General features: G+C 61.7%; 23 protein-coding genes and 1 pseudogene. 13 read left to right on the forward strand and 11 right to left on the reverse strand.

Annotated elements, in window-relative coordinates:
• From K728_RS19300 to K728_RS0111945, 4 genes are all read right to left on the reverse strand, one after another.
• On the reverse strand, window positions 1-656 hold a 656-nt coding region (locus K728_RS19300; protein ID WP_035747958.1), incomplete at its 3' end, for a response regulator transcription factor.
• Window positions 653-2,059 carry a sensor histidine kinase gene (locus K728_RS0111930; RefSeq protein ID WP_024476866.1) on the reverse strand — a complete coding sequence of 469 codons (1,407 nt, stop codon included), beginning with the start codon at window positions 2,057-2,059 and terminating at the stop codon, window positions 653-655. The genes K728_RS19300 and K728_RS0111930, both read right to left, overlap by 4 nt.
• A 205-nt stretch (window positions 2,060-2,264) precedes the next feature.
• Window positions 2,265-2,660, reverse strand: coding sequence for a hypothetical protein (locus tag K728_RS19305; RefSeq protein WP_035747948.1), 396 nt, complete (start codon window positions 2,658-2,660; stop codon window positions 2,265-2,267).
• Between the two features lie 51 nt (window positions 2,661-2,711).
• Window positions 2,712-3,185, reverse strand: a complete 474-nt coding sequence (locus K728_RS0111945; protein ID WP_019481592.1) for an Lrp/AsnC family transcriptional regulator — start codon at window positions 3,183-3,185, stop codon at window positions 2,712-2,714.
• 137 nt (window positions 3,186-3,322) lie between these two features.
• On the opposite strand from K728_RS0111945, the gene K728_RS0111950 reads away from it, so the two are divergent.
• The 3 genes from K728_RS0111950 to K728_RS0111960 all read left to right on the forward strand — a co-directional run bounded on the left by K728_RS0111950 (window position 3,323) and on the right by K728_RS0111960 (window position 5,529).
• Window positions 3,323-4,570 (forward strand): MFS transporter, encoded by a 1,248-nt coding sequence (locus tag K728_RS0111950; protein ID WP_024476868.1) that lies wholly within the window; start codon window positions 3,323-3,325, stop codon window positions 4,568-4,570.
• 91 nt (window positions 4,571-4,661) lie between these two features.
• Entirely contained in the window at window positions 4,662-5,318 is a 657-nt protein-coding gene (locus K728_RS0111955) for an ArsR/SmtB family transcription factor (protein WP_024476869.1), read from the forward strand.
• Window positions 5,319-5,331: 13 nt separating this feature from the next.
• Window positions 5,332-5,529: a hypothetical protein gene (locus K728_RS0111960; protein ID WP_024476870.1), complete on the forward strand. Its 198-nt coding sequence runs from the start codon at window positions 5,332-5,334 to the stop codon at window positions 5,527-5,529.
• Window positions 5,530-5,570: 41 nt separating this feature from the next.
• Here K728_RS0111960 and K728_RS0111965 read toward each other — a convergent pair whose 3' ends face one another.
• The 3 genes from K728_RS0111965 to K728_RS0111975 are packed head-to-tail and all read right to left on the reverse strand — an operon-like array spanning window position 5,571 to window position 7,592.
• Window positions 5,571-6,083: an Lrp/AsnC family transcriptional regulator gene (locus K728_RS0111965; protein WP_019481596.1), complete on the reverse strand. Its 513-nt coding sequence runs from the start codon at window positions 6,081-6,083 to the stop codon at window positions 5,571-5,573.
• A gap of 43 nt (window positions 6,084-6,126) precedes the next feature.
• Window positions 6,127-7,137: a nitronate monooxygenase gene (locus K728_RS0111970; RefSeq protein ID WP_024476871.1), complete on the reverse strand. Its 1,011-nt coding sequence runs from the start codon at window positions 7,135-7,137 to the stop codon at window positions 6,127-6,129.
• Window positions 7,137-7,592 carry a MarR family winged helix-turn-helix transcriptional regulator gene (locus tag K728_RS0111975; RefSeq protein ID WP_035747949.1) on the reverse strand — a complete coding sequence of 152 codons (456 nt, stop codon included), beginning with the start codon at window positions 7,590-7,592 and terminating at the stop codon, window positions 7,137-7,139. The genes K728_RS0111970 and K728_RS0111975 overlap by 1 nt, the downstream gene beginning before the upstream one ends.
• Before the next feature lie 110 nt (window positions 7,593-7,702).
• On the opposite strand from K728_RS0111975, the gene K728_RS0111980 reads away from it, so the two are divergent.
• The 4 genes from K728_RS0111980 to K728_RS0111995 all read left to right on the forward strand — a co-directional run bounded on the left by K728_RS0111980 (window position 7,703) and on the right by K728_RS0111995 (window position 11,370).
• Entirely contained in the window at window positions 7,703-8,134 is a 432-nt protein-coding gene (locus K728_RS0111980; protein WP_019481599.1) for an NUDIX hydrolase, read from the forward strand.
• Between the two features lie 15 nt (window positions 8,135-8,149).
• Window positions 8,150-9,199 (forward strand): ribosome small subunit-dependent GTPase A, encoded by a 1,050-nt coding sequence (gene rsgA, locus K728_RS0111985; RefSeq protein WP_024476873.1) that lies wholly within the window; start codon window positions 8,150-8,152, stop codon window positions 9,197-9,199.
• A gap of 74 nt (window positions 9,200-9,273) precedes the next feature.
• On the forward strand, window positions 9,274-10,491 hold the full coding sequence (locus K728_RS0111990; protein ID WP_024476874.1) for a pyridoxal phosphate-dependent aminotransferase: 1,218 nt from the start codon (window positions 9,274-9,276) through the stop codon (window positions 10,489-10,491).
• Between the two features lie 21 nt (window positions 10,492-10,512).
• Window positions 10,513-11,370 (forward strand): polyphosphate kinase 2 family protein, encoded by an 858-nt coding sequence (locus K728_RS0111995; RefSeq protein WP_019481601.1) that lies wholly within the window; start codon window positions 10,513-10,515, stop codon window positions 11,368-11,370.
• A 52-nt stretch (window positions 11,371-11,422) separates the two neighbouring features.
• On the opposite strand, the gene K728_RS0112000 is transcribed toward K728_RS0111995, so the two are convergent.
• Complete coding sequence (locus tag K728_RS0112000) at window positions 11,423-11,674, reverse strand: exodeoxyribonuclease VII small subunit (RefSeq protein WP_019481602.1); 252 nt, start codon at window positions 11,672-11,674, stop codon at window positions 11,423-11,425.
• A complete protein-coding gene (xseA, locus tag K728_RS0112005; RefSeq protein ID WP_024476875.1) occupies window positions 11,671-13,020 on the reverse strand; it encodes an exodeoxyribonuclease VII large subunit in 1,350 nt (449 codons plus the stop codon). Before xseA ends, K728_RS0112000 begins: the two co-directional genes overlap by 4 nt.
• Before the next feature lie 172 nt (window positions 13,021-13,192).
• On the opposite strand from xseA, the gene K728_RS19310 reads away from it, so the two are divergent.
• A complete protein-coding gene (locus K728_RS19310) occupies window positions 13,193-14,062 on the forward strand; it encodes a hypothetical protein (protein ID WP_024476876.1) in 870 nt (289 codons plus the stop codon).
• A gap of 62 nt (window positions 14,063-14,124) precedes the next feature.
• Window positions 14,125-15,210, forward strand: coding sequence for a 4-hydroxy-3-methylbut-2-enyl diphosphate reductase (locus K728_RS0112015; protein ID WP_019481605.1), 1,086 nt, complete (start codon window positions 14,125-14,127; stop codon window positions 15,208-15,210).
• Window positions 15,211-15,218: 8 nt separating this feature from the next.
• On the opposite strand, the gene K728_RS0112020 is transcribed toward K728_RS0112015, so the two are convergent.
• On the reverse strand, window positions 15,219-16,502 hold the full coding sequence (locus K728_RS0112020) for a DNA recombination protein RmuC (RefSeq protein ID WP_024476877.1): 1,284 nt from the start codon (window positions 16,500-16,502) through the stop codon (window positions 15,219-15,221).
• 86 nt (window positions 16,503-16,588) lie between these two features.
• Here K728_RS0112020 and ychF point away from each other — a divergent pair, with 86 nt between their 5' ends.
• From ychF to K728_RS0112040, 4 genes are all read left to right on the forward strand, one after another.
• Window positions 16,589-17,674 (forward strand): redox-regulated ATPase YchF, encoded by a 1,086-nt coding sequence (gene ychF / locus K728_RS0112025; RefSeq protein ID WP_019481607.1) that lies wholly within the window; start codon window positions 16,589-16,591, stop codon window positions 17,672-17,674.
• Window positions 17,675-17,997: 323 nt separating this feature from the next.
• Complete coding sequence (locus tag K728_RS0112030; RefSeq protein ID WP_019481608.1) at window positions 17,998-18,621, forward strand: nucleotidyltransferase domain-containing protein; 624 nt, start codon at window positions 17,998-18,000, stop codon at window positions 18,619-18,621.
• Window positions 18,618-19,019 carry a hypothetical protein gene (locus tag K728_RS0112035; RefSeq protein ID WP_019481609.1) on the forward strand — a complete coding sequence of 134 codons (402 nt, stop codon included), beginning with the start codon at window positions 18,618-18,620 and terminating at the stop codon, window positions 19,017-19,019. Before K728_RS0112030 ends, K728_RS0112035 begins: the two co-directional genes overlap by 4 nt.
• A 557-nt stretch (window positions 19,020-19,576) precedes the next feature.
• The gene (locus K728_RS0112040; protein ID WP_035747951.1) at window positions 19,577-20,389 is read left to right on the forward strand and encodes an aldo/keto reductase; all 813 of its coding nucleotides are present in this window, start codon (window positions 19,577-19,579) and stop codon (window positions 20,387-20,389) included.
• A 939-nt stretch (window positions 20,390-21,328) separates the two neighbouring features.
• On the opposite strand, the pseudogene K728_RS21305 reads toward K728_RS0112040, so the two are convergent.
• Window positions 21,329-21,894, reverse strand: a pseudogene (locus tag K728_RS21305) (enoyl-ACP reductase); the annotation flags it as partial.

The following is a 21,894-nucleotide window of genomic DNA, read 5'->3' on the forward strand; positions in this document are numbered from 1 at the left end:
GCCAGCCGATATCCCATGCCGCGAACAGTGGTGAACCGTTGCGCGCCGAGCTTGTTACGCAGATAACGCACGTAGACATCCACCACGTTGGAACCGGGATCAAAGTCGTATCCCCAGACCCGGGAGAGCAGCTGTTCCCGGCTGAGCACCTGACCAGGGTTTCGAAGGAAAGCCTCGGCTAACGCGAACTCCCGGGCTGAGAGATCGATCTCCTTGCCATTGACCGCCGCGCGGCGGGTCCTAAGGTCCAGCTGCAGATTCTGGTGAGTGAGAACCGAGTTGTCGGCGGTGGGGGCATCCTGTCGTAACCGAAGACGAACCCGGGCCAGGAGTTCCTCAAAACGGAACGGTTTAGCCATATAGTCGTCGGCGCCTCCCTCCAGGCCCGCAACAGTGTCGTCGATCGAGCTCCGCGCCGACAAGATGATCACGGGGGTGGTGTTCCGTGACTCGCGAAGGCGCCGCAGCACGGTGAACCCGTCCTGGTCGGGCAGGCCAAGGTCAAGCACTATCAGCTCGAAGTCCCCAGTCTGGGCAAGATGGTAGCCATCCCTCCCACTGTCGGCAACGGTGGGTGCGTAGCCAGCGGATCGCAGGCCTTTGGCAACAAAAGAACTGATCCGCTCCTCGTCTTCCACTATTAGGATCTGACTCAAGCTCTTACTTCCTCTGATTTGTCCGACTGGTCATTGAGTGGCAGCACCATGGTGAACGTGGACCCGTTGCCGGGAGCTGACTTCAGCTGCACAATACCCCCGTGAGCTCCCGCAATTGCATTGACGATCGTGAGCCCGAGACCGGAACCCTCGGTCCGTCGTCCGCGAACGCCACGCGCAAATCGTTCAAAGATCCGCCCCTGGTCTTCCTCCGGTACGCCAATTCCCTCGTCCCGCACCCACAAGGACAGTCCGGCGTGATCCAGCCGCGAACCAACAGCAATCGTTGAGCCATCGCCAGAAAACTTGACCGCGTTGACCACGAGCTGGAGCCAGGCCTGGGTAATCCGGCGTGGGTCGAGCAGGCACGAAGTTTCCGCCCGGGCGTCGATGGTCCAACGGCGCGCCCCGAGTGGGCGCGCCTTGTCGAGGATCTCGTCAGTGAGGCGGCCAACGGCTACCAGTTCCAGTCTGACGAAGTCTGGTCGGGTGATTCCCGCGAGGGTAACCAGGTCATCGACGAGGAGCCGCATCCGGTCGAGTTCGTCGAGAGCGATACCACGGACCGCTGCGACGTCGGCCGGATCGCGGGAGTCCTGGAGTTCGAGGTGGCCTTGCACAATGGTGATCGGAGTCCGCAGTTCGTGGCCGACGTCGTCGAGAAGCTGTCGCTGCGAGGTGAAGGAGCCTTCGAGGCGCTCCAGCATGGCGTTGACTGTCCTGGTGAGATCCGACAGGTCGTCGTTTCCTGAAACGGGTATCCGTTCGGACAGATCGGAATCGCCAATGTGCTCGGCGGTATCTCGAAGAAGGCGGATCGGCATGAGTAGGTTGCCGACCAGAAGCCAGCCGACCACACCGATGAAAACGAGGGTACCGAAAGAGATCATGGCGAAGGTCGCGAAGGTCTGGTTGAGTTGCCCATGCTCCGCTCGGGCGTCGAAGGCCAGAACGTACTGGCTGGGTGACGTATCGGCAGCTAGCTGGACGGGGATGATCAGGGCACGATAGGTGGTTTCGGTGGTTGTGATGCTTGTGATGCTGACCCTCGTCGGGTCCGCTTGAGAAGTAACGTAGTCCACCAACTCCGGGTCATCCTCCAATCGAACCTGTACCGCAGGGTTGGCCAGCAGGACCGCCTCGCCGTTTTGTGTGCCCAGCATCCCCTCGTTGGGTGCCGGGAGGGTGCGCTGCATGGCGACGAAAATCAGCTCCCCTGCTTCGGTGAAGTCTTCGCGAGTGGTGGGGTCGAGTCCGGTCTCGAGCAAGGACTCGAACTCAAGGAAGTTTCGTTCGAGTGAGTTGTCCATGTCAGCGTTGATATCGCCGCGCTGCAACGCGTACGCGGCTGAACCGGCCACCAACAGGCCGAGAGCAGATAACGCGAGAACTGCACCAAGCACCCTCGTCCTGACGGTCCAGTAGCCGCGAAGCGCAGAAGAGATCCGCTGCCACCTACGGTCCGGGCCCGCAGGGGGCAGGGCGGCTGGCGGGCGTTCAGCAGGTGATTCAGGCGGACCTGGCCGATTGGCTGGCGGGCGTGCAAGATGGTCGTTACGGTCGCCCGCCTGAGCAGGGAGTACTTCTGTGCGGGGGCTGGACGATGGCTTAATCATCCCCATCGTCCCCGTCATCCCCATCGTCCTCGTCGGCTCCGTCATCGACTTCCCAATCGTCGTCGTCGCTTTCGTCGCTCTGCAGGGGGAGCGGTGGCGGCACCACCTTAGCGGGGAGAGGGGGGCCGTCTTCGGGTGCAACAGGTTCCGGGACAGGACTTGGCACAGTGTCGGACTGCGGCGACGAGGGGGACGGTGCCATCGGCGTGGGTGACGGTGCCTTGCTGGGCTCCGTGGGTGGGGCCGGGGTTGCGGTTTGGGTGAATGACGATCCAAGATCCGCCGGCTCGGGATCTGCCAGGGAGCTCGTCAACCCGGCGCCGGCCGCAAGAACTCCGCTCAGGCATACCGCACCCACCAACCAGGTATGGAGCGACGGGGACTTCATGTCCTAAGTATCCCCACTAAAGATGAGACCCGCATGAGAATCCGGGAAAAATCAGTTCTCCTCGGCGAGGGTCTGCAATAGCGGTTCGGTGCGGTACGGGATGTGTTCGTGCAGGGCCAGAACGGTCTCGGTGCGAATCACTCCCTTGATGCGCAGGATCGATCGAAGTGCAGATTGCAGGTGATGCGTGTCGGTTGCGGTGACACGACACCAGATATCGCCACGGCCCGAGATCTCATGGACTTCCAGTACCTGATAGAGGCGTCGAAGGCCGGCAATGACGCCGTCGAGCTCGCGGTGGGAGACCTCGATGGTGACGAAGGCCGCAACATCGTAGTTGAGCGCTTCCAAATCCAGTTCGCGACCGCTCGATCGCAGAGTCCCAGATCTGAGCAACCGTCGAATACGTGACTGGGCTGTGTTGCGGGCAACCCCCAGCTGATCGCTGAGTTCGCCAATCTGTGCCCGCGGATCCCGAACGAGCTCCAGAAGGAGCCGGATGTCGACCAGGTCCAATTTGCTCATGACGTCCACTTCCTGTCAGTAACGTTGTCAAAAATTGGTGATAACGCTCAAGTTTACTATCCAAAATGCTCCGATTGCACCTGAGGACCGGAGAATAAGGGGGATATGTGCTGTTTGTTTAACTGTATGGAGTCGAAGTGAGTATTCTCAGCGAGCTGCGGATGAAACCGTCGGACAAGATCCGCTGGGGCTGGGACGCGTCAGTCAAAAGTCGGCTGGTGCTGGCTGCGGTGGTCATCTCGACCCTCCTTATCGGGGCCAACCTGGCAACGCCGATCTATCCACTCCTGCAGTCAAAGATTGGAATTTCGCCGCTCGAAGTCACAGTGGCCTTCTCCGCCTATGTGGTGTCGCTGGTGGTCGGCCTGCTGCTCGTGGGCCATTGGTCTGACCATGTTGGCCGGCGGGCGGCCCTGGTGCTCGCCGTCCTGATCGGTTTTGCCGGGGCAGGGGTATTCGGAGCAGCAACCTCGCTTCCAATGCTGGTTCTGGGGCGCTGCCTGCAGGGTGCGGCGGTCGCCCTGGCGACCGGGGCCAGTTCCGCTGCATTGCGAGACCTATTGCCACACCGACCAGACTGGGCTTCACGATTCACGCTGCTGGCGTCAGCCGGGGGAGTTGCCGCCGGGCCAATTATCGGCGGCTTGCTATCCCTGCTGCCCGATCCCAGCAGGACCCCGTTCGCCATCTATTCGGTGGTCCTGCTGATGCTGCTGGTTCCGCTGCTCACCCTGAAGGCCCGGCCAGCCATCAGGACGGCTGACCCAGCGTCACCCCTCCGCGCCCTGAGGCCGCGTCGTCCCGCTGTGTCGAAAGCCGCTGGTAGGGCCTTCTGGAATGCATCAGCAGTTGGATTCCTCAGTTTTGCCGTTTTCGGTTTCACCCTCAGCTTGGCGCCGACGTACTTTGCCTCGCTCGCCGACACTAGCTCCCGGCCCCTGATCGGGCTCCTGGCAGCTCTGGTCCTGGCCTCGTCTGCGCTGAGCCAATTGATGAAGGTGCGGGGCAGGCATGTCGTCGGACTCGGGCTGACCGCACTAGGGGTGGGGGTGGCGCTGATCCCCGTGGCTGGGTCTATCGACAGTGTGCCGCTGTTGGTTGTGGCGTGCGTTATTGCCGGGGCGGGACAGGGGGTGGCGTTTCGGATGGTGTTCAACGAGGTGTCCCTGCGGGTGGAGCCATCCCAACATGCCCAGATCATCAGTACCCTCTATGTCCTCACCTACCTGGGAAGCAGCCTTCCCGTGGTCGGCCTTGGTGCCGCAACCCAAGCGTGGGGACTGGACCGTTCGGTAGCGGGCTTCGCGGGACTGATCGCTCTGGCAAGCTTTGCTCTGGCAATGCGAAGCCTGCGCAGCACGATTCGAGGCCACCTCCCTGGGTAGCTTTCACCGCCCAGCTACTGAGGCCCCACTACAAAGATTTCTATGCAAAGAAACCCTTGCAAAGAAAGCTTTGTAACTGTATCTTGGGTCTATGAGTACACGCCACGGATCCGACGCCCAGTCAGCCGACCGCACCCTGGATCTCGCCGGGCTCAAAGCGCTGTCTCATCCGCTTAGAATCCAGCTTTTGGAGCAGCTATCTCAACTCGGCCCCCAGACCGCCAGCACACTTGCTGCCCGGCTTGGAGAATCGAGTGGTGCGACCAGCTATCACCTTCGCCAACTCGCCAAGCACCAACTGGTCCGAGAGGTGGAGGGTAAGGGCTCAGCCCGGGAGCGCTGGTGGGAGCGGCCACCGGGTGCGCTAAGCCTGTTTTCCAGTGATCTGGCCGAAGATCCTGCGGCCCTGCACGCGTCACGAATACTCAACCGTGAGATTGAGCATCACCGGGCGGCTCTGTTACAGGACTTCATGGAACAAGGCTATGACTACCTCCCACAGGACTGGTTTGACGGGTCGGTGATCGCCACCATGAACGCCCGGCTGACTGCCGGGCAGCTGGCCGAGATCACTGAAGAGATGCTTGACCACGCCAGAGCCCTTCTGGCGAAATATCGTGACAGCGGCGCTACCGATTCCGACGCTCGCGCAGTGCAGCTGCACTTCAACGCTTTCCCCATCCTGCAGGGACAATTCGACATTCCGCTACAGCAGGGGAAGCCAGCTTCATCCGAACCTTTGACGTAGAAAAGAAGCAGTGATGACCACTTTTGCCACCTATTCCCCGTCCGTCAGGCCCACGGGTTTCGACGCCCTTCTCATCCTGGTGGGTCACCGCCTGGTCTCCATCGGCGAGCGACTCGCACTCGATCATGCCCGCCATAGTGAAGCTATCCATGCTCACGACGAGCGACGGCGGGATCTAGCGGCCGCGCACCACTCAGGCCTGCGGCTGTAGGGGCCCAGCTGCACCTGGCCCCGCAGCGTCCGTCGTCGAGGCTAAGGCAACACCCCGGTATTGCCCGGTAAATGGTTGAACACCAGGGTCGTCTCGGTGTGGCCTACCACCGGATCTGTCGTCAGATGGTCCAGTACCCAGTCCCGCAGCACCTCCGTGCTTGGCACCGCCAGATGCAGCAAATAATCCACCGATCCTGCGACGTGAAAGGTGGAAACTACCTCCGGCAGATTCGGCACCCGATCAGTGAACCGATCGATCTCCTCGCGATTATGACCCTTGAGCTGGACCGAGACCATGGCCTGAACGGCGCGGCCAATTGCCGCGAAATCGAGCTGTGCGTGATACCCGCTGATCACTCCGCGGTCCACGAGTTGTCTCGTTCGTAAGAGAGCCGTCGACGGCGCCACCCCGATCCGCTCCGCGAGCTGCGCGTTGGTGATCCGTGCGTCGGCGACCAACTCCTTCAGGATCTGCTGGTCTGTCTGATCGAGCATCGGGGTATCCCGCGCACGGTTGGGGGCGGCTAGGGTAGGTGCGGCGTCTTCAGCCATGGGCAAGCCACTTCCTCGTGAACGATTGCGGTTGGGTTCCACCCTAGCGGTCGAGCTCGGCTATTAGGTGTGCCACCAGGTCGGTCGCCCCAATCGGCTGAGCGGCGCGGTACCCCGTGCCGGCCCACAACGCCAGCAGCTCAGGATCGCCAGCAGCTGCGGCTGCCGCACGCAGGGGTGATGTCAGATGATGCACTTCCGGGTATCCGAGCGGGGCATCGCGGTGTTCCCTCATGAACTGATTCTCCAGCCCCCTTGCCGGTCTTCCGCTGAATGCCTGGGTCACCGCAGTCCCCGGAAATGCCAGGGAGGCGAGAGCGTCTTTGTGGATCTGGCGCGCACCGCTTTCATGGGTTCGCACAAACAGTGTTCCGAGCTGAACGGCTGTCGCCCCGGCGTCGAGCGTCCGCCGGATGTCCCGTCCTCCGGTGAGACCCCCCGCTGCAATCAGTGGGACTGCGGAGTTCGGGATCAGCGAGGCAATCAGGGCTGCAATGTCGGTGGTTGGCCTCTCAGCCGGATGGCTGGGATCGAAGACAGCACTATGCCCTCCCGCTGAACTGTGCTGGACTACCGCTGCATTTACCCCGTGCTCCCGGGCTAGGGCTAGCTCACGTTGGCATGTCACCGTTGAGATGACCACGGTGCCGCGTTGCTGGAGTGCGCCAATGATTGCCCGATCCGGTAGCCCGAAAGTCAGGCTTACGAACGGGACTGGCTCGTCCATCAGGGTGCGGACTTTGGAGTCCCAGCCGTCGTCGTCGTACTGGGGATCGGGCAGTACCACGCCATAACGGTCAGCAAGGGAAGCCAGCTTCGCGCGGTAGGCCAACAGCGGTTCCCGGTTTTTCGCAGGACCGCCGGGAACGAACAGGTTCACCCCGAAAGGCAGGCCGGTCAAGCGGACCGATGCAATCTCAGCGCGCAAAGCCGTAACTGATTTGTAGCCCGCAGCGAGGAAGCCAAGGCCGCCGGCCCGCGCGACAGCTGACACCAAGGCCGGGGTCGACACGCCGCCAGCCATGGGCGCCGCGATGATTCGGGAAGGGAACATCACTCAGTCCTGTGATCGGTCGCGTTGACCACTGAAAGAGCAGTGGTGCAGTTAGTAATCAGCTTTTCGAGCTGATGTCGGAGTAATCCGTCGTCCACACCGTCGTCGACGGCGTTAAGCGTCGCTTCGAGCCCGTGCCACGCGGCGTCGGTGAGCCGCCGACCCGAGAGCGTCAGGTCGACGACGTTCGCCCGTGGATCTGCGGCGTTGATCGACACGCTGACCAGGCCCTGATCCCTGAGCTGGTGGACGCGTTGAGTGACCGATGCCCTGCTCACGTCAAGCCCCTGGGCTATTGCCCGCTGCGGAGACGGGCCAGCGATGCGAAGGGTCAACAGGACCAGGAAAGGTGCGTAGTGGATGCCATGACGTGCGATGAGGTACTCGTCGGACACCCGGGTCACCAGTGTTGTTGCCCGGTGCAGCTTGAACACGGTCGACTGTCGGAGATCCATACTGTTAAGTAGTTAACATTTTGCCCGGCGGGTCAAGTTCCAGCATCCGACGAGCGATACATTGCCGGGAGCAGGACCACTCACACCGCACGCTGGTTAGACTTGCCGCCATGAGTGCTGCATGGGATACGAGGATTGGGGCTTACGGGCTGATTATCGACAACGGCAAAATCCTTCTGGCGCATTGGAACGAATCAGGGGCCGCTGGCTGGACCCTTCCCGGCGGAGGTTTGGAGTTGGGCGAAGACGCGCCGGCTGCTGCCGTCCGCGAAATATATGAAGAGACCGGCTACACGGCCGAGCTCGATCACCTGTTGGGTGTCGACAGCCTCCACATCGCAGCATCCGACCGCCTCAACGGTTCTGACAGGCCGATGCACGCACTCAGGATTGTTTATCGAGCTCGCACCATCGATGGATCGCTCCGCCATGAGGCTAATGGGTCGACCGACCGGGCCGCCTGGGTGAACCTCTCCGACCTGCCCACCCTTGACCGGGTGGGGCTGGTAGATGTCGCCTTATGCATGGAGAATTTACTGTGAGGACAATCAGTGAACATGCTGCAGCAGTACGGGTTTACCCAGCGGGTTAGCGCCCACTTCACGAATCACTTCCCTGGCACGGATCTCATTCCTGCCCGAGTGATACGGGTCGACCGCGGCAGGATTCGGCTGGCAGCCGAACACGGCATCCTGATAGTTGCCGCCCATCGGGGCGCAACTACCGGCGATTGGGTTGCCGTCGACCTCTCGGAGCCGGAGCATCCCGTCGTTGTTGGGGTGATGCCCCGGTTGACGGTCGTGCAGCGCAGGAAAGCCTACGATCCGATCGCTGAACCGCAGGTACTCGCGGCCAACGTGGACATTGTCGGAATTGTCGTTCCGATTGATCGCCCCATCTCAGCCAACCGGCTCGATCGCACCTTGGTGGCAGCCCGGGACTCGGGTGCAACTCCGCTGGTTATCCTCACCAAAGCGGATCTGAGCAACAGGTTCGACTCGGTGGTGGCAGAAACCGTTGAACGGGCTGGGTCGGTGGCTGTTGTGACCACTTCAGCCGAAACTGGAGACGGTCTGGACGAGCTGCTCACCCGTGCCAAACCGGGGCAGACGATGGTATTGCTGGGCCCGTCGGGTGCCGGCAAATCAAGCCTGGCCAACGCGCTTGTCGGGAGAGCAGTGCAAAACATCGGGGCGGTCAGGGCTGTAGATGGGCGCGGAAAACACACCACCACAGCACGGGAGCTGATTCCACTGCCGGGTGGGGTGGTGCTGATGGACACCCCAGGCCTGCGTGGATTCGCGCTATGGGAGGCGGAGGATGGCCTTGATGCGTCCTTCGAGGACGTCGAGAACCTCTTCGTAGGCTGCCGATTCGCCGACTGCCAGCACGGTCCGGAGCCCGGCTGCGCCGTGCAGGAAGCACTCGCAGGTGGAACACTGGATCAGCGCCGCTGGCTGAGCTACCAAAAAATGGAGCGAGAGCTGGCGAGTCTGCGCCGCCGACAGACTCCGACCCGGAACCGTGCGCGAGGCCTGAACAGCCACCAACGGGCCAGAGAGGAGGTCCAGGCCAAGGACTATCGGAATAGGTTCCGTCAGCCGTAACGAAAGGCAGCGCCGAGAGGCGCTACGGAGTGCTAATCACGTATCCCGCCGCTCTGCTGTGGCATCCTGTGTAAATGGCAGAATTCAAGCAGTCAAACAAGCTCCAGAACGTTCTCTATGACATCCGGGGGCCGCTGCTCGATCATGCCAAGTTCATGGAGGCCGAAGGACACCGGATTCTGAAGCTGAACATTGGCAATCCAGCGCCGTTTGGTTTCGAAGCCCCGGAAGCCATCCTGGTGGACATGATCCGCCATCTCCCCAAGGCCCAGGGCTACAGTGACTCCCGCGGCATTTTTTCAGCACGAACGGCAGTGGTGCAGTACTACCAGGGTCGCGGCCTTACCCACATGGACGTCGACGACGTCTACCTGGGCAACGGTGTCAGCGAACTGATCACCATGTCGTTGCAGGCATTGCTGAACAACGGCGACGAGGTACTCGTGCCCACCCCCGACTACCCACTGTGGACCGCATCGGTGTCCCTGGCCGGTGGCACTGCCGTGCATTACCTCTGCGACGAGGAAAACCATTGGTGGCCCGATCTCGAGGATCTTGCAGCAAAGATCACGAGCCGGACCAAGGGAATAGTACTCATCAACCCCAACAACCCCACCGGGGCGGTCTACCCACGCTCAATCATCGAGGGGATGGTGAAGTTGGCGCGCGAGCACGACCTCATCATCTTCGCCGATGAAATCTACGAAAAGATCCTGTACGACGATGCGGTTCACATCAACGCGGCGACCGTCACGGGTGACGACGTGCTGTGCCTGACCTACAGCGGTCTTTCGAAGGCATACCGGATTGCCGGGTTCCGCAGCGGCTGGATGGCGATTACTGGGCCCAAGCATCGGGCTGCAGATTACATTGAAGGGATCAACCTGCTGGCCAACATGAGACTCTGTGCCAATGTTCCGGCCCAGCACGCGATCCAGACAGCGCTGGGCGGGCACCAGAGCATCAATGACCTCATCCTGCCCGGGGGACGGCTGAAGCAGCAGCGCGATAAGGCCTATCAGCTGTTGAACGAGATCCCCGGGGTGAGTTGCGAACTGGCGCAGGGTGCGTTGTACCTGTTCCCACGGCTGGACCCCGAAATGTATCCGATCAAGGACGACGAACAGTTCGCCCTCGACCTGCTCAAGCAGCAGAAGATCCTGATCTCCCACGGCCGCGCCTTCAACTGGATCAATCCCGACCATTTCAGAATGGTCACGCTGCCCAACGTGGACGACCTTGAGGATGCCATCGGCAGGCTAGCCGAGTTCCTCAGTACCTACAAGCCATAAATCGCTTCTGGAAGGAACACTATGACGCCCGCAACCCCAGCGTTTGAGACCAGCCCCAGCAAGGCCCTGCTGGTGGGGCCGGATATCGACCTCGCCTCGATCGATTCCCGCTCCACCCCCGGATTTTCGGGGGGTAAGAAAAAGGGCCGGCTCAAGCTGGACGCTGAGAACGCGGAGCTGTCGGAGCTTCAGGAGAAACTCTTTGCCGAAAGCAGGTTCGGCAGCGAGGTCTCGCTACTCGTGGTGCTCCAGGCCATGGATACTGCGGGAAAGGGCGGAATTGTCCGCCATGTGGTGGGGGCAGTCGATCCGCAGGGCGTCAAGCATTACGCATTCAAGGCACCCACGGCCGCAGAGAAGCGCCACGACTTTCTTTGGCGGATCAAGAAACAGTTGCCCGGTCCCGGAATGATCGGCGTCTTCGATCGCTCCCACTACGAAGACGTACTGATCCAGCGGGTGCGCGGATTGGCGAAGCCATCGGTGATCGAGGAGCGCTACGACGTCATCAGGGATTTCGAAGCGTCGCTGGTGGAATCAGGAACACGCATCATCAAGGTAATGCTCCATATCAGTCCGGAGGAGCAGAAAGCTCGACTGGCGGAACGGCTTGAACGCAAAGACAAACACTGGAAGTACAACACCGGCGATCTGGACGAACGTGAGTTGTGGGACGAGTACCAGGCCGCCTATCAACTGGCGATTGAGCGCACGACCACTCCTGAGGCGCCGTGGTTTGTGGTTCCCGCAGACCGGAAGTGGTACGCACGGATGGCTGTTCAGCAACTCATCATCGACGCGCTTCAGGATATGCAACTCAGTTGGCCGAAAGCCCAGTTCGACGTCGAAGCCGAGCAGGCACGCCTCGCCCAGTCCTGACCGACGTCGCCACCTGCCAACCCGCCCGGCCGTCCTTGGTCGTGGTGACTGGCTAGCCGGTTTGCTCGGCTTTGTCGCGGGCCGCCGCGAGACGTTTCTTGGCGCCCTCAAGCCAGGATTCGCAATGATCGGCTAGCGCCTCGCCTCGTTCCCATAGGGCCAGGGAACGTTCAAGGGTCACTCCGCCGGCCTCAAGCTGGCTGACGACCGAGACGAGTTGCTCGCGTGCCTGTTCGTACGACAATTTGCTGACGTCTTGATCTGCTGTCGGGTCGTTGGCAGCAGATCCGGTGGGCTGGCTCATGGGGTGTCCTCTGGATTGGTGATGTGGGGGTGGCTGGATGCGAGGGTTGAGGCGGCGAGTTCACCGCGCGCCAGACGGATCTTGAGCAGGGACCCGGGAGGAGTCGACGCGGCATCCCGCGCGATGGACCCATCCTCAAGCTGGACCACCGCGTACCCGCGGTCGAGGGTATTCTGCGGAGAAAGTGACCGGATCTGGGAGCGAAGGTGGTGCACGCGGTCCGTGTCGCGCGAGACGGCCGACGTCACCGCGAGCCGTGCGCGCCCTCGTAACCTCTCAACGTCATCCACCCGTACCGACACCATCCCCTCAGGCTGGGCCAACACTGGCCGCGAACGGAGGTGGGTGAGCCGCTCGGTTTCCCTTGCAACGAGCGTTCCAATGGCCCGGGAGAGTTGCGCCCGAGACTGCCGGATCCGCTGGAATTCCTCAGCGACGTCGGGGACCACGCGCTTGGCTGCATCGGTGGGGGTGGACGCACGGAGATCCGCCACCTCATCAATCAGTGGTCGGTCTGCTTCGTGCCCGATCGCGCTCACCACTGGAGTCCGGGCCGCTGCTACCGCCCGGACCATTTCTTCACTGCTGAACGGAAGAAGGTCTTCGAGTGAGCCGCCACCCCGGGTAATGATGATGACGTCCACAGTGGGCATGGCGTCCAATTCGGCCAGTGCCGCGGTCACTTGGCCGACGCAGCCAACCCCCTGAACCGCGACCTCCCGGATCTCGAACTCGACGGCCGGCCACCGCAGGCTGGCGTTTCGTAGTACGTCCTTCATCGCGTCCGAACCGCGCCCGGTGATCAACCCAATCCGGTGCGGGAGCAGAGGGAGGGGTTTACGGAGCCGTGCGGCGAACAGACCCTCGGCGGCGAGTGACTGCCGAAGCCGTTCAATCCGCGCCAACAGGTCACCGAGGCCCACCTGCCGGATCTGCCACGTCTGCATGGATAGGCGCCCGGTCTTCAGCCAGAAGTCAGGCTTCAGCTGGGCCACCACACGTGAACCATGTTCGAGCGGCAGGTCCAGGCGGGACAACACGTTGCCGCGGATCGTCAACGGCAGAGACACCTCGGCGTCGACATCCCGTAGCGTCACGAAACACATATTGGACCGGCGGTTCACTTCAATAATCTGCCCTTCAACCCAGGCGGCCGGAGCGCGTTCCAGATGAGCCTTCAACTTCTCGGAGAGCAGGTGAAGGGGCCAGGGCCGCTCGGCCGTTGTTTCGGCCGCGGTGGCAGGAAGAGTCGTGGGCTGAGATGGGTTTACACCAGCCAGGTCCTGGCTCTGGAGGCGCACACCGTTGGAACCGTTGCGCGGCTGCACCGCGCCGTCATCATTCATCAGTTGACACTCCCAACGCTTGTGGCTGGAACAAGGCGTGGCGTTGCACCTTGTTCCCTTCATGTTTATCAGCTTGCGCCCCCGGCCGGGTCCACACAGACTCGGTGTGGAGGAAGAGTCCAGCTGGCCGGGGCATAATCAATACTTCTCTCACTACAAGGCAGGACAGAATATGCGGACGTTTGGTGCGGCGTTTTTCACGCTGGTAGCGCTGGTGCTGGCCGGGATTGCCCTGCCGGGTGCCTGGATCGACAGGAACTTCGTGCAGCTGGACGGTTTCGTTGAGCTGGCCGGACCGCTTGGCTCTGATCCCGAGTTTCAGGCGCAGCTAACGTCAGCCCTAGCCTCCGAAGCTACCGCAAATGCTGGACTTCCCGAGGCCCTGACCGGCATTGTTGAACCGCTCATCGCGGAGGCGGCGGGCAACGTCGTTGGCCTGCCAGGCTATCCAGCGGCATGGAATGACACGTTGCAGCGGTCGCACGAGCTGAGTTTCCCGGCCGACGCCGACCTGTTCAACGGTGTTGACTCGCCCGAACCCGTGAGGCTCGATCTCGCCCCGGTTCTCGCCCTCGCCCTTCAGGAAGTGGGGACAAGACTGGGGGTAGACGTCCCGGCTCCGGAGCAGACCCTGGTGGAAGTCGCTTCACCGGAGCGGCAAAGCACTGTGGGCCAGCTTGCGGCCGTCGCGGGGCTGTGGCCGATACTGGGTGCCGGCGCGGTGGTGAGCGCACTGAGCGCCCTTGGGCTAGCCCGACGGCGGAGCACAACCCTGGCGTTCCTGGGCCTGGGCACGGCGGCCCTCGGGGTGCTCTACTGGGCGGGGGTCCGGGCCGCGCCAGAGATTCTGGAACGGGTGCGGGCCGAGCGCGGAGCATCTGAAGGTTCCATCTCCGCCCTGTTCCAGGACGGTTTGGTAGCCCGGGCCGCGGAGGTCAGCGAGCCGCTATGTCTGGCGGTCATCGGAGTGGGAATGGTGTTGCTCCTGGTAGGGGTAGCATCCCGGCTGATCAGCGGCGGTCGAAGAACAACCGTGGCTTAGCTCTCAGCGGATCAGGGCCAGCTGTCTCGGGTCAGAGGGCCCACAACCGTTAGCATTGAGGGATGACCAGCACAGCAGTCTCAGTGCCCATGCCCTCGGTGCCTAGGAGGCGGCGCTCGCCTGCCGAGATCGACGCCGCGCAGCCCGTCTCGGGGGGGCGCAAAGTCCTGCTCGCTGCACCGCGCGGCTACTGCGCCGGAGTGGACCGGGCCGTAATCGCCGTCGAGAAAGCTCTCGAACACTACGGCGCGCCGGTGTACGTGCGCAAACAGATTGTTCACAACCTGCACGTGGTCTCCACGCTTGAGGCCAAGGGTGCCATCTTTGTGGAAGAGAACGAGGAGGTACCCGAGGGTGCCCTGGTGGTCTTTTCCGCCCACGGCGTCTCGCCAGCAGTGATCCAATCGGCAGCAGACCGGGGGCTGCGCACCATCGACGCCACGTGCCCTCTGGTGACCAAGGTCCACAAGGAAGCGGTCCGCTTTGCGAGGGACGATTTCGACATCCTGCTAATCGGTCATGAGGGCCATGAGGAAGTAGAAGGCACCGCGGGGGAAGCCCCGGAGCACATCCAGATCGTCAACGGTCCGGAGGATGTGGACAAGGTGACGGTCCGCGACCCCGACAAGGTGATCTGGTTGTCGCAGACCACCCTTAGCGTCGATGAGACGATGCTCACCGTCAACCTGCTCAAGGAACGCATCCCCACCCTGCAGGACCCGCCGAGTGACGATATTTGCTATGCCACCTCCAACCGGCAGGCAGCGATCAAGAAGATCTCACCCAGCTCGGATCTGGTGATCGTGGTCGGTTCAGCCAATTCCTCCAACTCGGTACGCCTGGTTGAAGTGGCCCTTGAGTACGGGGCCAAGGCCTCTTACCGGGTCGATTTTGCGAACGAGGTGGACGAGAGCTGGTTCGAGGGCGTCTCAACCATTGGTGTCACATCGGGTGCATCTGTCCCCGACAATCTGGTCCAGGATGTGTTGCGCCTCCTCGCAGACTATGGGTACGGCGACGTCGAGGAAGTGGTCACGGCCGAGGAGGACATCATTTTCTCGTTGCCCAAGGAAATCCGCGCCACCCTCAAGGCGATGGGGGATTCCACCAGCGGCATCGGTGGTAGGGGACCCCGGCCCAAGCGCTGAGGCCAGTCCTACGCGCTGCGGCGGTCGCCGTCGTTCCCTGACGCGTTATCCTCAAGCAGCTCGGGTGCGCTCAGGAGCCGTGGTGTTGACTCCACCGCTGGTACCCGGAGCGTGCTGGACGGCTGCGCCGGATCGGTCGACGAGCCGTCCAGGGAAGCGGAATCGAAGTCGTTGATGCGGCGGGCCGTTGGCAAGACCCGTGACTCAAGGGTCCCCACAAACGAGTTGTATTTCTCCACCGACGATTTCAGTGAATTGCCGAGCCTGGTCACGTGCTCTCCCATGGTGCCTAGCCGGTCATAGAGCTGCCGGGACAGGTCAAACAGCTCTTTGGCATTTTCGGTCAGGACATCCTGCCGCCAGCTGTACGCCGCACCTTTCAAAATGGCCAGAAGCGAAACCGGTGAGGCTAGTGCCACGTTGCGGGTGAAGGCGTAATCGAGAAGGCCGGGATCTGCGCGCAGCGCCGATGAAAGCACCGACTCTACGGGAATGAAACACACCACCAACTCCGGCGTGTTCTCCACGCCCTGCCAGTACCGCTTTCGTGCCAAGGCATCAATGTGTGCCCGCAGCGCGTTGGCATGCTGCTGCAGCAGGATCTCGCGCTGGCTGGCCGGCTGGCCGTCTCCACCGTCGGATCCTTCGGGCAACTCCTGGGCGTCAAGGAACGCAGCCAGTGGCACCTTCGCATCCACTACCAGCTGTTTACCACCGGGCAGCTGAACGATCATGTCGGGCCTGGCTGAGGTGTCTTTGGCGCCAGCGCTGAGTGTGATGGTTGCCTGCTCCAGGAAGTCGACGCGGGGCAGCATTCCTGCCGCCTCGACCACCCGTCGAAGCTGTACCTCCCCCCACTGGCCGCGGGCGCTGTTGCTCCGCAGTGCAGCCGTCAGCGAATGCGTGGTGGATAGGAGTTGCGCGTCCGAGTGCCGTGCCTCCCTGAGTTGTTCGGCGAGTTGCCCGAACTGCTCCACCCTGTCGCGTTCGAGGATCCCCACCTGAGACTGGAGATGAGTCAGCTTGTCGGCCACCGGCGCCAGCGCACGCAAGACCGACTGATCACTGACTGACCGGGAGGTGAGCTCACGGTTTTGGGCGACCAGCATCCGGTTTTCCGCTGTTGCAGTAGCCAACGCGGCGTTGGTGCTCCCCAGACGCTCGCCGACGTCGTCGAGCTCCTCTGCCAAACGCTGCACCTTGAGCCGTGCCGCCCAGGCGACACCCACCGCCCCGAGGATTGCGCCGATGAGCACCGACAATACGATCAAAACCACAATGAATCCGTCCATGCCACCACCATCTCAGTCAGCACCGACATTCTGGTTCACCCGCCGCGGCGCGGTGGAAGCTGGGGCAAACGGTAGACTCTATTCCCGTGGCTCTTACTATTGGCATCGTCGGACTGCCCAACGTCGGCAAATCAACCCTATTCAACGCGCTCACCCGCAACAATGTGCTTGCTGCGAACTACCCGTTCGCGACCATCGAGCCGAACGTCGGGGTGGTGAGCCTGCCTGACGCACGGCTTGGCAAACTGGCCGAAATCTTCGGGTCGCAGCGCATTCTGCCAGCCACCGTTTCTTTCGTTGACATCGCAGGGATCGTCAAGGGCGCGTCGGAGGGCGAGGGACTGGGAAACCAGTTCCTGGCCAACATCCGTGAGGCCGAGGCTATTGCTCAGGTAATCCGTGTGTTTGACGACCCCGATGTGATTCACGTTGACGGCAAGGTCGATGCTCGTTCCGACATGGAGACAATCAATACCGAGCTGATCCTTGCTGACCTCCAAACCCTTGAGAAAGCCATTCCCAGGGTTGAGAAGGAAGTCAAGATCAAGAAGCGGGAACCGGCGCAGCTCGCAGCCATGGTTGCCGCGCAGTCGGTGCTGGAACGCGGCGACACCATTTTCGCCTCGGTCGCCAAAGACAAGCTGGAGATGGAACATCTTCGCGAACTGAGCTTGCTTACCGCCAAGCCCTTTATCTACGTCTTCAACGCCGACGATTCTGTCCTGGGTAACGAGGAACGCGAGGCCGAGCTCCGTGAACTCGTGGCGCCCGCCGACTGCATCTTCCTCGATGCCAAGCTGGAGTCAGATTTGGTCGAGCTGGACGAGGAGGAGGCTCGCGAAATGCTCGAGATGAACGGCCAGAGCGAGTCCGGTCTCGATCAGTTGGCGCACGTCGGTTTCCATACCCTCGGCCTGCAGACCTATCTGACAGCCGGCCCCAAGGAAACCAGGGCGTGGACCATCACCAAGGGCGCGACCGCTCCCGAAGCTGCGGGAGTCATTCACACCGACTTCCAACGCGGCTTCATCAAGGCAGAGGTGGTCTCCTTCGACGATCTGGTGGACGCCGGATCGATGGCTGAGGCCAAGTCCCGCGGCAAGGTCCGCATTGAGGGCAAGGAATACGTTATGGCCGACGGCGACGTCGTGGAGTTCCGATTTAACGTCTAGTTATGTTTGGATCACCTGAGCCACACAAGGACGCCGTGCAAGACACTTTAGCTCCTGGGTGACGCGTTGATAGGCCCATTAGTATGGGTCCTCGCGCCCTGCTGGAGTGCCGCGCACAATTTGGGAACCGAATGGGGTGCGCCTAGGGCCCGGCGCTCCATTGAACCCAGCGATCCTTGGATGGCTTAGTTCCTCTGGGCTGCTGGGCAGTTTTTTTGAGGTGACTTACTCGTCTACTTTCGTGGACATTCGTCTACTTTCGTGGACATTCGTCTGTTTTTTTGAAAGACTATCCCTGTCCCGGAGCGCAGAGAGGAGCGAGAATGCGCCTGCAAAATCCGTTCGCAGTCGTCAGTACAACCGGCCTCGATTCTCAAGTACTTACTGTGCTGGCTCGAACCGAACAGTACCTTTCAGTTCACCAGATCCACCAGCTGTTGCCCGAGGAAGGATCGCCTCAAGGTGTACGCAAGTCCGTGGTTCGGCTTGTGGAACAGGGTGCAGTTCTGGAACGTGCGACGGGCCGAAGTTATGCCTACGCGTTGAATTTGGACCATTTGCTGGCGGAGGCCATTCAGGCTATCGCCAACGCAAAGAGCGAGCTGCTTTCCAGGATGAGTCAGATTATTTCCGAGTGGCGGATCCAACCGCTCACCGTAAAGATCTTCGGTTCAGCTGCCCGTAACGAGATGCGCGCAGACAGCGACATTGACCTCCTCGTCGTCATGCCAGACTCGGCGATAGAAGACGCTGTAGAAGACTCAGTGCGTCGACTTGCCGCCCAGGCGACCCTGTGGACCGGCAACGACGTGCGCCCCCTTGTTTACCGAAGTTCAGAAGTGCGGCCAGCGAGCATCTTCAACTCTATCCTCGAGGATGGTATCGACATCGCGGGAGACCCGTCCTGGCTTCGCAAACAACTCCGAAGAGACAAGGCCCGTACATGACTCCGAAGGATGTCAGCACCAGAACCGTCGCAGCCGACAAGATGGTCCAGCAAGGCCGACTTGCCAAAGCCAAGCAGTTCCTGCAGGTAGCAGACGATGCTCGGGAACTCTCCGACGGAGAGGACGTCGCGGATGCTTGCGTGACCCTGTACGTTCATGCCGGAATCGCGGCTGCAGATGCAATCTGTGCTGGCGCGCTAGGGAAACATGCCAAAGGCCAAGACCACCAGGATGCGATCGCCTTGCTCGCCTCGGTAGATAAGCAAGCTTCCAACTCGCTCGGTGTCCTGCTTGGAATGAAGACCCGGGCCGGTTACGGACATGACCCCATCAGCGGGACCAAGCTCACTAGCGCCGAGCGGGCGGCTCGATCGCTGGTTGAGAAAGCATCACTGTAGGGGCCGCCTGACACAGAGGTGCAAGGTTTGCCGTTACGGTCAGGGGCTCCGACACCCATCGCGCGCACCTAACAAGTGTGCTGACTCGGCTTGATCTCTCCAGAGATTCAATTCTCCCGACCCCTCGCAGTCGCGCACTGCCCTGATCGTGGTCCAGAAGGTTGCAGGCTCCACTTGGACCCGCGCCGCCGGTAGAGGTTGCTCGGCTACAGAACGTGGTGGAATTTAGATTCAATCTTTAGCTCGATATACCTACGGTCGTTGTAGAAATAACCGGATTTGCTGGCCTCGACGGGGAGCATCGGTGATTGTCACGACAACTCAATGATCGAGTCGTTTCGGTCGCGGATGCAGGTCGAGCTCCTGGACCGATAGAAGGGGAACACCCGGGTCGAACTGGCAAACGCGATGTTCGACTACCTCCAGATCTGGCACAACCGTAAGCGCCGTCATAGCCAGCTGGGTCTGTTGCATCGATTGGTGGCATTTTAACCTGATCCATAGTTTGGTTTCCATCAGACCTCGCTAGTTGATGGCCCTGATTGTAGCGTTGGTGTGTGATTACTTTTCCGGACGGCACTGTGGTTCCTGCTCTGGGGCAGGGAACGTGGAACTTGGGTGACTCTCCTGCCAGCCGGAACGCTGAGATCCTGGCGCTGCGCACAGGTATCGATCTGGGTCTGACCGTGATCGATACCGCCGAAATGTACGGTAATGGGCGCAGTGAGGACCTTGTCGAAGAAGCCATCAGGGGTAGGTCCGATGAGGTTTTCCTGGTGAGTAAGGTCCTACCCTCGAACGCCTCCGCATCAGGGACGATCGAGGCCTGTCATGCAAGCCTGAACCGTCTGGGCACTGACTGCCTGGACCTGTACCTCCTGCATTGGCGGGGAAGATTCCCATTCGAGGAGTCCGTCGCAGCGTTCGAGTCCCTCATCGAAGAGGGCTCGATCCGTGCGTGGGGGGTGAGTAACCTCGACACCGACGAGCTCCAGAGTTTGCCTGAAGGGTGCCAGACCGATCAGGTGCTGTACAACCTGACCCGTCGCGGTCCGGAGTTCGACCTGATGTCATGGTCCGCTTCGACGAAGATGCCCTTGATGGCCTACTCGCCCGTGGAGCAGGGACGACTACTCGGCAATCCGGCTCTGATACAGATCGCACGTGAGCTTGGCGCGACGCCCGCTCAGGTCGCTCTGGCGTGGACGATGCGCACCAGCAGCGTGCTCGCGATCCCGAAGGCTTCGACCGCCGAGCACGTGCTCGAGAACGCGGCCGCCCGCGACCTTCACCTCAGCGACACCGATCTCGAGCGCCTCGATCGCGCGTTCCCGCCGCCGACACACCCAGGACCCCTCGAAATGCTTTGATACACGTTGGCTTCGGGACCACCGCCAACCCGGCCCCTCAATGTTGTGAGTCATGACGTTCCGGCGCTTGATGATCCGGTGAGCACTAGCTCTGCTAGCTGTAGTTCACGCCACGAGCCAGTCTCGGGGTTCGTACTGCGACCGCACAGCACCGTGGCTTCCGGACAGGGGGTGAAGGATGTCGCTATCTGAGGTGATTCGGCTACGGAACGTGGTGGAGTTCCGCTTCAACGTCTAGGCGGGTCCCGGGTCCAATCTCAGTCGTCCGACAGCCGCTCGGTCAGCTCGTCGAGGAAGCTTCCGGCTTCGCTTTGGGACGGATCGTCAGAGGATGCCCGGTTTATCGCCCCTGGAGGACTTTGGCAGTCTGAGCCACGTCCCCTTTGCTGTCAGCGAGCACAAACGCGTTCTGAACTGCCCGCCCAACCGGCTGAGCTCGGGAGGTGAGGTCTCCGCAACCGCATCCCGGAAGAAGCGAAGCCAGTGGCCAGCCGGGTCGACGAGTCTGAATCCGCTTAGCCCGCCGGCGTTCCTGCGGGCGCGCGGTCGTGTGATCCGGGGGAAGCCCCTAAATCGGCAGTTTTCCGTGGGCCTCGCTGAGCCTCGCGGCGAACTCCTCCCAGATCTAGCCTGTGTCGTCGACGATGACGAGGCAGGAGCTGTGCGAAGACTCTGGTGTGTGACCGTCCAGTCCGTCCACATTGGGAACTACCGCATTATCTACACCGTCAACGGCACCGGGGTAGGAGCGTCAAGTCTCGTTCGGCTGTGGTCTTTGAATAGGAGCATCTCAATAACTCGGGCAGCGGTCTCAAGGTCTGCAGCAATAGTCACTACCTAAAGGACAGCGGAAGGATCCAGCAGGGGGCCGGTGACTGGTTTCTGGGTCCACGCAAAATCCCTACACAATTAAGCACGACCAGTGCACCACTTCCTGTGTCAGGTGAGGGAAATGACCTCGTAGGTATGGCCTGCCTCACGCAGCCGCTCAACCAGGACGTTGCCGAGGGCGGTCGCCGGGGTCAGCGATCCTGCGGCGGGCGGCAGGCGGTCGCCGTCGAGGGCAAGTGAGAGCGCTGTCTCCCCGGCCATCACGGCGGTGGCGGCGTAGCCAGGGTCGCCGGCGGCGGCTGCGATGGCCCGGTACCGCCGGCCGCTCTCCGTGGAAGCATTCACCTGGGAATGGAACCAGCCTGAGCGCCGCACGGCCTCGCTCGGGCCAGCACCGGGCGACGGAAGGACGCGGTCCAGTAGTTTCCTCGTGAAAGGTAGGGTCAGTGCGGCTCCAAACAGCCGTATGCCAAGCGCCGTCGCTCCGGCGATGACGGCGCCGACGGGCCCCCGCCCCATACCCATCACTTCGCCGTACCGCAGCGACCTACCGTAGGCCCAACCCTGCAGGGCATTGCTGCGACGTACGATCCGCGTGTTCGCCGACGCCATGATGAAGGGCGCGGCCCACAGGCCGTCCTCCGAACGGCCGACCCACCCCAGATCCGGCGGCT

Source organism: Arthrobacter sp. CAL618 (assembly GCF_000468215.1).
Classification (GTDB): Bacteria; Actinomycetota; Actinomycetes; order Actinomycetales; family Micrococcaceae; genus Arthrobacter_D.